Below are 12,395 nucleotides of genomic sequence, written 5' to 3'. Positions count from 1 at the left end.
CGGAAACAAGACGCCGAATGCCTCCCTCATCCCGAGCTGCACCATGCCTGACCAGCAAAAATCAAGCGATCATGTTCGGTTGAGATACGGCTACTGACGAGCTGGGCGGCGGCGGAGAACAGGCGCAGGCGGAGCTTTTTGGGTTCCCAGCGGCGGGTCTTGCCGGTCAGGGCGAGCATCGGCATCCAGGCGAGGAGGTCGAGTGCGAGGGAGACGATCTCCAGCCAGATCCGGTTTTGTGCGGTGTCGTGCAGGGGCAGGTTGCGCAGGCCGGTGTCGCGGGCGTTTCGGATGCGGTCCTCGCAGCGGGCCCGTCTGCGGTGACGCAGTTCGAGGTCGGCGAGCTGGCCGCCTTTGGTGTTGGTCGCGAAGCAGGTGAGCCGCAGTCCGTCGAGGTCGGTGAATCGCAGCTGGGCGCCGGGGTGCGGGCGTTCCTTGCGGACGATCAGCCGCATGCCTGTGGGCCAGGTGCTCAGGTCGGGCATGTCGGTGATCTCGGCGACCCAGGCTCCGGGCCGTTCGGTGCCGCCCGCGTCGTAGGCCGGTGTCCACGCCTTCTTCGGGATCTTCAGGACGGCCTGGTGGATGGCGTCGGTGATGGTCATTCCGACGGAATACGACAGCCACCGGCCGCGCCGGGAGAGCCAGTCGAGGAAGGCATGGGTGCCGCCGCCGGAGTCGGTGCGGATCAGTGTCCGCCGTCCCCGCCGCAGGCGTTGGGGCAGCTGGGCCAGGGCGAGTTGGGCGGTCTCGATGTGATCGGCGGCGGTGTTGGAGCCCGCGTTGCCGGCCCGCAGCAGCGCGGCCACCGGCTCTCCAGAACCGGCTGGGCCGTGGTCGACGAACGCGACGAGCGGATGATGGCCGAAGGTCTTCTTCCAGGTCGCGGTGGCGTCCTGTTTCTCGGAGTGTGCGAGGACCAGCACGCCGTCGATGTCCACGATCACGCTGCCACCGGCGGCCGGACTGTCCGCGCCGGCCAACTCCCAGACCCGCGAGCGTACTTCGGCTCGCGCCGTGCGGATCGCGGTGAGCGCCTTCGGCCCGGCTGCGGCGAGGGCATCGATGAGCCGGGAGACTGTGGGGTCCGATGCCACCGGGCCGAACATGTCCGGCTCGGCCCGCAGCATGGCGACATCGGCGAGGCAGTCCCCGCCCAGAGCCGTAGCGAGCGCGACATCCAGCAGGACCTTGCCCGGATCGTGCACTGCCCGCGGCTTGCGCCACGGCGCCAGTGCCGCCGATATCGCGGTGTCCAGGCCCACCTTGCGGACCGTCTCGACCAGCAGCACGGCCCCGGCCTGCGAGACCGCCCCTCTGCCACCGCCCTCGACGCGGACACGCGGGTACAACCCGATACGCTTGCTCACCTGGAGAGTGCTTCTTTCCGTGCAGCCAACAGGACCCTAGACAAGTCCCATCGTTGCAGGTCAGAAGTACTCTCCGCTTATTTGATCAAGACCTGGACGAGCACGTCCATGAAAGCGCGAGGCGATTGATTCGTCCTACACCGCGGGCGGTGTACCTGAAGGTCGAGTGCCGCAGAGAGGCGAAGGGCCCGCACTCCTCGCAACGCTGTTGGGGCGCGAGCGAGGCGGCGTCGCGGCCGTCCGGAAGCGGATAGGCGAAGGCCGCCGGCACCACCGCAAGATCGGCGAAACCGCCGTCCTCGTCCCACCCCGTATAGGTGGACCGGGGACAGAGATTCTCCTGCCCGGCCCGGCAGTAACGGCACACCCCACAGGTCCCACGCAACCAGGCCCCACCGGCACGGTCCCCGACCCGGAACGTCTCCACCGCCTCACCGACGGCGACGACGCGGCCGACGATCTCATGGCCGGGGACGGTCGAAGGCCGACGGGGCGGGAGATCGCCTTCGGCCAGGTGCAGATCGGTACGGCAGACGCCGCACGCCTCCACGCGCAGCAGCAGGTCACCGGGGCCGGGGTCGGGCGGACGCCGCCGGACCCGGGCCAGGGGTCCGGTGCCGATGGGCCCCGGTCTCTCGACGGCCCAGCCGTGCGATGTCTCCGCGGGGGCGGCGAACGTCATGCTCCAAGCCTGCGACGGGCTGCCCGGCGGAGCAACCGGATGCGAGGGGACAACAGGGTCGGTGGCGCTCAGGCGGTTCAGCTACGCGCGGTGTCCGGCGGGGAGGCGGGCAGCGTGATGGTGAACACGGTGCGGCCGGGCCGGCTCTCGACGTCCACCGTGCCTCCGTGGGCCGTGACCACCGCGTGGACGATCGCCAGTCCCAGCCCGGTGCTGCCCGTCGTACGCGAGCGGCCGTGGTCGGCGCGTACGAAGCGGCCGAAGATCTCCGGCAGCAGGTGCTCGTCGACTCCCGGCCCGTCGTCCGTCACGGTCAGCCTGACGCGGCTGTCGTCGGCGGACAGGCGGACGGTGACTTCGGTGCCCGCCGGAGTGTGGGTGCGGGCGTTGGCGAGCAGGTTCCCGACGGCCTGGTGCAGCCGGTGCTCGTCGCCCTCCGTCGTCACCGACTCCTCGGGCAGGTCCAGCCGCCAGCGGTGCTCCGGACCGGCGGCCCGCGCGTCGTCCGTGGTGTCCAGGACCAGCCGCGTCAGGTCGACCCGGGCGCTGTCGAGGGCCCGGCCCGCGTCGATGCGGGCGAGCAGCAGCAGGTCGTCCACGAGGCGGCTCATCCGCTCGGACTCGGACTGGATGCGGTCCAGCGCGCGACGCACCTCGCTCGGCACGGGGCTGGTGGTCCGCAGCGCGAGTTCCGCGTGCCCACGGATGTTCGCCACCGGCGTGCGCAGTTCGTGGCTGGCGTCGGCGGCGAAGTGTCGCAGGCGCTCCTCGCTGGCCTGCCGTTTCTCCAGGGCGTCGCCGACGTGCCCGAGCATGCGGTTGACGGCGGTGGCGACCTGCCCGACCTCGGTGCGCGGGTCACCGGCCGGGACGGGTTCCGGCATGGCGACCTCTCCGCTGGCCAGGGGCCGCTCGGCCACGCTCACCGCCGTGCTGGTCACCCGGCGCAGAGGCCGGAGAGAGACACGCACCCAGAGCGCTCCGAGGATCCCGGTGACCGCGAGGGCGGCGGCGAAGACCCCCGCCTCAACTCCTTCGAGCCGCCGCACCGTCTCCTCGACAGGGCGCAGGGGCAGGCCGGTGACAAGAACATCCTTGTCGTCGCCCCGTACCGCGGTGAGGCGGTACGCGCCCAGCGCCGACAGGCCGCGGCTGTGCGCCTCACCGTCGACGGGAAGGCGTTCAAGTGTCCGTCGGTCGGCGCTGCTCAGCGGAACCCCGGCGTCCGTCTCGTCGTGGACGACCGCCGCCTCGTCGATCGAGCCGTTCAACAGCCGGGCGCCGAAGGTGCCTTCCGCCTGGCCGCGGGTATCAGGCGAGTTGTCGGCGTCGGGTCGGGCCTCGTGCTCCAGACTCGCCGCGAATCGCCCATCGGAGGCGGTCAGTTGCTGGTCGAGGCGCCGTACGAGGAAGCCTTCGAGCGCGATGACCGTGGTGAACCCCACGGCCAGGCACGCCACGGCGAGGAGCACCACCATCCCGGTGGTCAGCTGACCCCGGAGGGTGCGTGGGAGCGGGACGCGGGGGAACCCTCGTCGCATCAGCACCCCGGCTTCAGGACGTAACCCACGCCGCGCACGGTGTGGATCATCGCGGGCCGACCGACATCGATCTTCTTGCGCAGATAGCTGATGTACAGCTCCACGACATGCGCGCGGCCACCGAAGTCGTAGGACCACACCCGGTCCAGGATCTGCGCTTTCGACAGCACCCGGCGGGGATTGCGCATCAGGAACCGCAGAAGTTCGAACTCCGTACGCGACAGCTCCACCAGCTCACCCCCACGAGTGACCTCCCGGGCCTCCTCGTCCATCACGAGTTCGCCCACGACCAGCCGCTCACCGCTCGACTCGCGCGCCATACCGGCCCGGCGCAGCAGGCCGCGCAGCCGGGCCAGGACCTCCTCCAGGCTGAAGGGCTTCGTCACGTAGTCGTCGCCGCCCGCGGTGATTCCGGCGACGCGGTCCTGGACCGAATCGCGTGCGGTCAGAAACAGCACACAGACGCTGTCCAGATCACCGCGGAGACCACGCAGCACGCGCAGGCCGTCCATGTCGGGAAGCATCCAGTCCAGGACGACCGCGTGCGGACGGAACACGCGCGCGGTCTCCATGGCCGAAGCGCCGTCGGCGGCGGTGCGCACCTGCCAGCCCTCGCCCGACAGCGCGCCGGAAAGGACCTCCAGGAGATCCGGCTCGTCGTCGACGACGAGGACCCGCACGGGGCCGCCGTCACCGCTTTGCAGGGCGCTGGGTGGAGGGCTTCGGTCGTCCATGGTGTCTCCAGCATCCCTCCGATCCGGTGCCGCGGGGTTCTGGGCTCGCTCTGAGTTCCCTCTGAATATGGGTTGAGGTGACCTGTCTCAGAGGAGCCTCAGAGGTTGCGTTGCGATGGTGGTCAGCACCCGACGGAGAGAAGACCCATGAGCACCACAACCCAGGCGCGACACCGGGCAGACCGTGCTCCGCGGCCCCGGTGGCCGCGATCGATGGTCCCCGTGGTCGTACAAGCCATGATCTGGCTGGGCGCCGCGGGTGTTCTCGGGCTCTGGTGGAGTGACACCACATCGGTCGTGGGCTCCGGCGCGTGGCTGACCGACGCGGGCCGGATCACCGGGCTCCTCGCGGGCTACGCCTGCGCCGTGCTGGTCGCGCTGATGGCCCGCGTCCCCCTGCTCGACCACAGCATCGGCACCGACCGGCTCGCACGCTGGCACGCCCTGGGCGGTCGCTACACGATCTCGCTGATCCTCGCCCACACCCTGCTGATCATCTGGGGATACGCGCTCACGTCCGGCAAGGGACCGGTGAGTCAGACAAGCACGCTGGTGTTCGATTACCCGGACATGCTCAAAGCCACCGCCGCGTTCCTGCTCTTCGTCGTCACCGCGGTCGTCTCGGCACGCGCCGCGCGCCGCAGAATGAGCTACGAGACCTGGCACTACCTGCACTTCGCGACGTATCTGGCCGTCTTCCTCGCCTTCTTCCACCAGCTGAGCAACGGCGCCGACTTCGTCGGACACCTGCCGGCCCAAGTGGCCTGGTACTCGCTGTACCTCGGGGTCGCCGCGCTCATCGGCTGGTACCGCTTCCTGGTTCCCGTACGGCGTTCGCTGCGGCACCGGCTGCGGGTGGCGGACGTCCGGCACGAAGCCCCTGGCGTCGTCTCGGTCCATCTGATGGGGGAGCACCTGGACGAACTGGACGCGCGACCGGGGCAGTTCTTCCGTTGGCGCTTCCTGGCGCCCGGCCTGTGGTGGACCGCCAACCCCTACTCCCTCTCCGCGCCGGCGCTCCCCCGGCATCTGCGTATCACCGTGAAGGCGACAGGAAAGCACAGCGCGGCGCTGGCGGATCTGCGACCGGGCACGCGGGTGTGGGCCGAGGGACCCTACGGTGCCTTCACGGCGGCGCGCAGCAGATCGCGGAAGATCCTGCTGCTGGCGGGCGGCGTAGGCATCACACCGCTCAGGGCCCTCTTCGAGACCCTCCCGGGAGAGGTGACCCTGGTCTACCGGGCCCGCCGTCCGGAAGATCTGGCGCTGCGCACCGAACTCGACTCCATCGCGGCGGGGCGGGGCGCCGTCGTGCACTACGTCACGGGCGAACCGGCCTCCAGGCACTCGCCCCTGACGGCGCGTGCGCTGGTCGCCATGGTGCCGGACCTCGCGGCGCGCGAGGTGTACCTGTGCGGTCCGCCCGGGATGACCGACACCGCCAAGGGCGCTCTGCGCGACGCCGGTGTGCCGCGCCGTCACATCCATCACGAGTCGTTCGAGTTCTGAGGAGTCCCGCCGTGCGCAGAGCCGTACTCGCCGCCGCGTCGACCAGCGCCCTGGTCGTGCTGCTGCTCACCCTCAAACCGCACCAGATGTCCACCCCCGTGGACGGGGCAGCCCCCTCGACGGGGACGTCTCCGGCTCCGACAGGGCCGGCGTCACCCCCCGGTGGATCCGGGACCGGTACCTACACCGGAGACCCCGTACAGACCCAGTACGGCACGGTCCAGGTCGCCGCCACCGTCAAGGCCGGGAAGCTGACCGCGGTCAAGGTGCTCCAGGTGCCGTCCGGCAACGGGCGCGACCAGGAGATCGCGGCGTATGCCGTGCCACGTCTGACGAAGGAGGCGCTGGCGGGCCACAGCGCGCACATCGACGCGGTCTCGGGCGCGAGTTACACCAGTCACGGGTACATCCAGTCCCTCCAGAGCGCATTGGACAGGGCCGGTGTCTGACCCCGGGCGCGGACTGCGCCATGTCGAGCACGTCATGGGCACCGTCATCTCCTTCGACATCCGTGACGAACGCGTCCCCGCGGTCGAGGCGGCGCTGCGCGAAGCGGTGTCCTGGCTGCACCATGTCGACGAGGTGTACTCCACCTACCGGCCGGACAGCGCCATAAGCCGCCTGGCGCGGCACGAGATCGGTCTCGCCGACTGCTCCTCGGAGGTACGCGAGGTCCTCGCCCTCTGCCGAAGCGCCGTGCGGACCAGCGGCGGCTGGTTCAGCCACCTCGCGACCGGATCCCTCGACCCGTCGGGGCTGGTCAAGGGCTGGGCGGTGGAGGGCGCTTCGCAGATCCTGTACGACGCGGGGGCCCGCGACACCTGTCTGAACGGTGGCGGCGACCTGCGACTGAGAGGCGAGTCCGCGCCGGGCTCCCCCTGGCGCGTGGGGATCGTCCACCCCCTGCGCCCCGGAGAGCTGTGCGCGACCGTCGAGGGCACGGACCTGGCCATCGCCACATCCGGCACGGCCGAACGCGGGGCCCATGTCATCAACCCCCACCTCGGCCGCCCCGCCCGCGGCCTCGCCTCGGTCACCGTGACCGGCACCGGCCTCACGATGACCGACGCCTACGCCACCGCCGCGTTCGCGAGAGGGGAGTCGGCGCGAGACTGGCTGGCATCACTCGACGGCTACGAAGGATTCGGCGTACTGCCCGACGGCCAGTCGTGGCACACCGACGGCTTCCCCGGTGAGACGGTCCCGGAACTCGGCTCGGCCTGATCCGGGGACTGTCCGACGGGGGACTGCGGTTCGCCAAGGGGCCAAGGGGCGGCACGTTTCAGGGCCGCAGTTCCGACGGTGGGACCCCCACCGAAGCGGCCCGCGGCCCTGTCAGGTCGCACTCGACATCCACGACGCCCTCGACCGCCCGGACCATACGCGCCGCCACCGGGACAAGGGCGGTGTCCTGGACCACGCCGCTGAGCGTGACGACCCCGTCGACGACCGTGACCAGCACGTTCTCGCGGGACACACTGAAGAGAGGCTCGACCACCTCCGTACGTACCTCCTCCGCGAGGTCGTCGTCGGACCGGAGGAACACCTTGAGCAGGTCGGAGCGGCTGACGATGCCGCGCAGCATCCCTGAGGCGTCGACCACCGGCAGCCGCTTCAGTCTGCCCTGCGCCATCGTCCGGGCCGCCTGAGCCAGTGTGGCGTCCTCGCGGACCGTGACAGCGGGCACGCTCATCAACTCACGCGCCGTCAAAGCTCCCGCCTTGCGCAGATCATCGAGACGGCGCATCTGCTCCAGACGGCTGGGGTCCGCGTCCCGGAACTCCTCCTTCTCGAGCAGGTCGGCCTCGGACACCACCCCGGTGACACGTCCGTCACCCTCAAGAACCGGAACAGCGCTCACCTTCCACTTCCTCAGGGTCTCGACGATCTCCTTGAACCCGGCCCGGGGAGGGGCCGGTAGGCCCTGACCAGGGGTCTGACAGGTCGATCACGCCGGCGCGGGCGCCTGTCGGCCCGGGCACGACGACAAGCGACGCCACTGATCCACGACCGCGTGGAGAGTTCTCCTGTGCAACGGTGTGGTCCGTTCAGCCCTGCGGTCCTGGCGCGGTGGACGCCGGAAGGGGGGCCGGGGAGCTTTCATGTCGCCTGGGCCGTTTCGCGCGATGGGCGGAGAACCGTTGTGGAGCAGGGAAGAATCCGGGAAGAGGGTGGACGGAAGAGAGCCACACACGCTCTGCGGCTTCTGGAGCCCGCGCTCCTGGCCGCAACGGCAACCGCACTGCTCGGTGGCGCGGTCTTCTGGCTGGTCGGCGACCGGGCTGTCGCCGACACGTTCTGGGCGGCGGGAACGGTACTCGCTGTGCCTCCTGCGGTCGGCTGGGTGGTGGCCGCGTTGCGCAGGGGGCGGGCCGGCGTTGACCTGATCGCTGTGCTGGCGCTGGTCGGCACGCTGGTTGTCGGCGAGTATCTGGCGGGCGCTCTGATCGCGTTGATGCTGGCGACCGGGCGGGCGCTCGACGCGGCTGCCGAACGCCGGGCCTCCCATGATCTGAGGGCACTGCTGGAACACGCCCCGCGATCCGCGCGCCGCCGCAGGGGGCAGACGGTCTCGGTTGTCCCCCTCTCGGACGTGGCCGTGGGCGACATCCTCGTCATCGGGTCCGGTGATGTGGTGCCCGTGGACGGCCGGGTCACCACCGGCACCGCGCTCCTCGACGAGTCCGTACTGACGGGGGAGTCCGCACAGGTGGAACGCGGCACCGCGGACGCTGTGCGCAGCGGGGTGGTCAACGCGGGCGGTGTCTTCGAGCTGGGGGCGAGCGCCACCGCGCAGGACAGCACCTACGCGGAGATCGTGCGGCTGGCCCAGCAGGCGGGAGCGGAGCGGGCCCCGACCGTGCGGCTGGCGGAGCGTTACGCGGCGTGGTTCCTGCCCCTGTCATTGGTGATGGCCGGGATCGCCTGGGCGGTGAGCGGGTCCGCGGTCCGGGCGGTGGCGGTTCTGGTCGTGGCGACGCCCTGTCCGTTGCTGCTCGCGGCTCCCGTCGCCATCGTCTCGGGACTGTCCAGGGCGGCCCGCAGGGGTGTCGTCGTGCGTGACGGCGGGGCTTTGGAGAGGCTGGGCCGGGCTCGCACGCTGGTGATCGACAAGACCGGCACCCTCACCGCCGGCCGGCCGCGGGTACTGGAGGTCGCGGCAGCCCCGGGCCGGACGACCGCCGAGGTGTTGCGGCTGGCCGCGTCGCTGGATCAGATCTCGGCGCACATTCTGGCGGAGGCGATCGTCCGAGAAGCGGGCGCGCGGGGGCTGACGCTGTCGGTGCCGGGCCAGGCCGGTGAGGAGGCCGGGCGCGGAGCCGCCGGAACCGTCGACGGCCACCACGTCACGGTTGGGAAGTCCGGTCTCGCTCCGGAATCCCTGCCCGGCTGGGCCCAGGCGGTCGACAACCGCGCCCTGCTCGACGGCGCCGCCGTCGCCTGGCTCACCGTCGACGGCACACTCGTCGGCGCTGTCCTGTTGCTGGACCCGTTGCGTCACGACGCGCCGCGCACGGTCCGGCGGCTGCGGGAAGCGGGGCTGACCCGACTGCTGATGCTCACCGGCGACCGCCCCGCGCCCGCGCGTGAGGTCGGGGCCGTACTGGGCCTGGACGACGTCCGTGCGGGACAGCTGCCCGCGGACAAGGTCGACGCGGTACGGGGGGAATGCGCGAGGGCTGTCACCGTCATGGTGGGCGACGGTGTCAACGATGCGCCCGCCCTGGCGGCTGCCGACATCGGGGTGGCCATGGGTGCCCGTGGATCCACCGCGACCTCCGAAGCCGCCGACATCATTCTGACCACCGACCGGGTCGACCGGCTGGCCGATGCGATGGAGATCGCGGTCCGCACCCGCCGGATCGCGGTGCAGAGCGCCGTCGGCGGAATGGTGATGTCCTTGGCCGCCATGGCAGCCGCCCTGGTGGGCTGGCTACAGCCGGCCCCCGGAGCACTCCTGCAGGAGGCAATCGACGTATCCGTCATTCTCAACGCGCTGCGCGCACTCCTGCCCCCACGGGGGAACCGGGCCACCCTCGAACCGGACACCGAGACCCTGATCCACCGATTCGCCACAGAACACGAGGACCTCCGGGACACCCTGGACGCCATCAGAGAAGCCGCCGGCCTGATCTCCACCAACCAGGGACCACAGGCCCTGCGCACCCTGCGCCGAATCGACCACCTGCTCACCGACCGGCTGCTGCCGCATGAACATGCCGAGGAACACCAGCTCTACCCTGCGCTGAACAAGCAGCTCGGCGGCCCGGCGAACACCGAAACCATGAGCCGCGCCCACACCGAAATCGACCGCCTGGCCCGCCGCATCGCCACCCATCTCCAACTCGCCGACGAAGCCGGGACGGTACGCCCGGAACAACTCGACGACTTGCGTGCCTGCCTCTACGGCCTCCACACCGTTCTACGGCTCCACTTCAGCCAGGAAGAAGAGAGCTACTTCTCCCTCTCCCCGAGCCGACCGCCCGAACCATGGAATCGAAGACCCCGCATCTGACCCGTCCGGCAGACGCCGAGGGCCATCCAGCGGCCCGCCCGACTCACTCCACCCGGCACCGCCGCTGAGATTGATCATTAATGCCACGGTCGCTCACGGAGCGACGGACCTGCGGTGTGCGGCGGCGGGAAGACCGATCGCGGTTCCATCCGGGGCGGGATGCCCGAGGAGAACGTGCTCCATTGCCTGCGCCGCGCACTGCCGGTGGGTCCGGCTCTCGCCGTGAGTGCCCTTGCGGCTGGCTCACTGGCCGGAGCGGACCGATACTGAAGAGGAGCAAGCCTCGTCGGCACGGCTCGAACGGTGGCGGGGCGGGACAACCGGAAGGTGACGCCCTGTGAAGGCGCGCATCGGTGACCAGATCATCGTCGAAGGCCGGACGGCCGACGAGAGCGAGTGGGACGGGGAGATCGTCGGCCTACGTCATACCGACGGAACCCCGTCGTACGACGTGCGGTGGTCGGACGACGGCACGGTGACACCGGCGTATCCCGGACCCGATGCCCGTGTCCGCCATCGCGAGCCCAACCCGCCAGACCGGGGCAGCGGCTGACCGCGGGCGACCAGTATGCCGTGATGCCCGATGCCACGAGCACCAGGAGGCTGCCGCCATGGCTGAACCATCCGTACGCCCTACCTCCACGGGCTCCGCCCTCCCTGCGCTCCTGTCCTTCCTCGGCGGTGCGGGCACGGTGACCGGCAGCAAATTCCTGGTCGAGAGCGAGCGTTCCCGCGTTCTGATCGACTGCGGATTGTTCCAGGGGGTCGCAGACCTGCGGCGCCGCAACTGGCGGTCGCTGCCCTGCGACGCCGAGGACATTCACGCCGTAATAGTGACTCACGCCCATCTGGACCACTGCGGCTACCTCCCTCGGCTCGTCCGGCACGGATTCCGAGGCCCCATTCTGACCAGTGCGTACACGGCCCGGCTGGCGGAGATCGTGCTCAGGGACAGTGCACGGATCCAGGCTGAGGCCGCTCAGCACGCCAATGAGCACGGCTGGTCCAAGCACCGCCCCGCCCGACCGCTCTACGACGACCGCGATGTCGACCGGACCGTGGCGTTCTTCGACCCGGTGAGCATGAACACCGAGGTCGAGGTCATGTCCGGGACGAGGCTGAGCCTGCACTCGGCCGGTCACATCCTTGGCTCGGCCTGGGCCCGTCTCACCCTTGACGACGGTCATACCGTCGCCTGCAGCGGGGATCTGGGCCGCCCTGGCCATCCGCTGCTGCTGCCTGCGGTGCCCTTCTCCGGGGCGGATGTCCTCCTGATGGAGTCCACGTACGGAAATCGTCGCCACGACGATGAGGCCGGCCGGACCCGCTTCGCCGACGTCGTCGGCCGCACAATCGAGCGGGGCGGCATCGTGGTCATCCCCGCGTTCGCCCTCGACCGTACCGAAGTCGTCCTTCACGAACTCGCCGCCCTCCGGCGTACAGACGCTCTGCCCGACGAGGTGCCTGTCTTCGTCGACAGCCCCATGGCACTGGCAGCGCTGGACGTGTACCGGGAGGCTGTCCGCGCACGGGCGCCGGAACTGCGTGCCGGCATCTCGGCCGACGGCACGGACCTGAATCCCGAACCCTTCCTGGCCACCCGCTCCGTCCAGGAATCCATCGCCATCAACGAGGTGACAGGACCGGCTGTGATCGTCTCCTCAGCCGGCATGGCGACCGGCGGACGTGTGGTCCACCATCTGCGACGTCTGCTGCCCGACCCCCGCAACGCCGTCGCCATCGTGGGCTTCGCCGCCGAAGGCACCCGGGCACGCGAACTGGTCGACGGAGCGCACACGCTGAAGATGTTCGGTGAATACGTGCCGGTACGCGCCGAAGTCGCCGACGTACCTCACTTCTCGGCGCACGCCGACGCCGCACAAATCATCGAGTGGCTCCGCGACGCGCCTGCGCCTCACACGACCTACCTGGTGCATGGCGAACCTGATGCCTCGGCGGCGTTGCGTGACCGCGTCGACCGCGAGCTGGGCTGGACGGCCGTCGTTCCCCGCTCGGGAGAAGCGGTCCTGGTGCGGTGAGATC

The 12,395-nt window shown here is 70.4% G+C and carries 10 protein-coding genes and 1 pseudogene; 6 read left to right on the top strand and 5 right to left on the bottom strand.

All coding sequences use genetic code 11. The features are described 5' to 3' along the window. Positions 1-26: 26 nt before the first annotated feature. The 4 genes from ACFWV8_RS23940 to ACFWV8_RS23925 form a co-directional block, all read right to left on the bottom strand. Positions 27-1,370: an IS1380 family transposase gene (locus ACFWV8_RS23940; protein WP_384206347.1), complete on the bottom strand. Its 1,344-nt coding sequence runs from the start codon at positions 1,368-1,370 to the stop codon at positions 27-29. Positions 1,371-1,455: 85 nt separating this feature from the next. Continuing rightward, positions 1,456-2,052 (bottom strand): alcohol dehydrogenase catalytic domain-containing protein, encoded by a 597-nt coding sequence (locus ACFWV8_RS23935; RefSeq protein ID WP_384206342.1) that lies wholly within the window; start codon positions 2,050-2,052, stop codon positions 1,456-1,458. Between the two features lie 77 nt (positions 2,053-2,129). After that, complete coding sequence (locus ACFWV8_RS23930) at positions 2,130-3,593, bottom strand: sensor histidine kinase (protein WP_384206336.1); 1,464 nt, start codon at positions 3,591-3,593, stop codon at positions 2,130-2,132. Further along, complete coding sequence (locus tag ACFWV8_RS23925; protein WP_384206331.1) at positions 3,593-4,327, bottom strand: response regulator transcription factor; 735 nt, start codon at positions 4,325-4,327, stop codon at positions 3,593-3,595. Before ACFWV8_RS23925 ends, ACFWV8_RS23930 begins: the two co-directional genes overlap by 1 nt. Before the next feature lie 147 nt (positions 4,328-4,474). Between ACFWV8_RS23925 and ACFWV8_RS23920 the strand changes: the two genes are divergently transcribed. From ACFWV8_RS23920 to ACFWV8_RS23910, 3 genes are read left to right on the top strand one after another with little or no spacing between them, the layout of a single operon-like run. Then, on the top strand, positions 4,475-5,836 hold the full coding sequence (locus ACFWV8_RS23920) for a ferric reductase-like transmembrane domain-containing protein (protein WP_384206325.1): 1,362 nt from the start codon (positions 4,475-4,477) through the stop codon (positions 5,834-5,836). Positions 5,837-5,847: 11 nt separating this feature from the next. Further along, entirely contained in the window at positions 5,848-6,285 is a 438-nt protein-coding gene (locus ACFWV8_RS23915) for an FMN-binding protein (RefSeq protein WP_384206321.1), read from the top strand. Continuing rightward, positions 6,278-7,060, top strand: coding sequence for an FAD:protein FMN transferase (locus ACFWV8_RS23910; RefSeq protein WP_384206314.1), 783 nt, complete (start codon positions 6,278-6,280; stop codon positions 7,058-7,060). The genes ACFWV8_RS23915 and ACFWV8_RS23910 overlap by 8 nt, the downstream gene beginning before the upstream one ends. A gap of 58 nt (positions 7,061-7,118) precedes the next feature. Here the strand turns inward: ACFWV8_RS23910 and ACFWV8_RS23905 are convergent. Then, positions 7,119-7,739, bottom strand: a pseudogene (locus ACFWV8_RS23905) (CBS domain-containing protein); the annotation flags it as partial. Between the two features lie 255 nt (positions 7,740-7,994). Between ACFWV8_RS23905 and ACFWV8_RS23900 the strand changes: the two are divergent. The 3 genes from ACFWV8_RS23900 to ACFWV8_RS23890 all read left to right on the top strand — a co-directional run bounded on the left by ACFWV8_RS23900 (position 7,995) and on the right by ACFWV8_RS23890 (position 12,391). After that, positions 7,995-10,352 (top strand): heavy metal translocating P-type ATPase, encoded by a 2,358-nt coding sequence (locus tag ACFWV8_RS23900; protein WP_384206375.1) that lies wholly within the window; start codon positions 7,995-7,997, stop codon positions 10,350-10,352. A 337-nt stretch (positions 10,353-10,689) separates the two neighbouring features. Further along, positions 10,690-10,905, top strand: coding sequence for a DUF1918 domain-containing protein (locus ACFWV8_RS23895; RefSeq protein ID WP_384206309.1), 216 nt, complete (start codon positions 10,690-10,692; stop codon positions 10,903-10,905). A gap of 58 nt (positions 10,906-10,963) precedes the next feature. Then, positions 10,964-12,391 (top strand): MBL fold metallo-hydrolase RNA specificity domain-containing protein, encoded by a 1,428-nt coding sequence (locus ACFWV8_RS23890; RefSeq protein WP_384206304.1) that lies wholly within the window; start codon positions 10,964-10,966, stop codon positions 12,389-12,391. Positions 12,392-12,395: the final 4 nt, after the last annotated feature.

Source organism: Streptomyces sp. NPDC058665 (assembly GCF_042714995.1).
In the GTDB taxonomy this organism is placed as follows: Bacteria; Actinomycetota; Actinomycetes; order Streptomycetales; family Streptomycetaceae; genus Streptomyces.
Note: the sequence above shows the minus strand (reverse complement) of the source record. Positions and strands in the feature narration are given on the sequence as shown.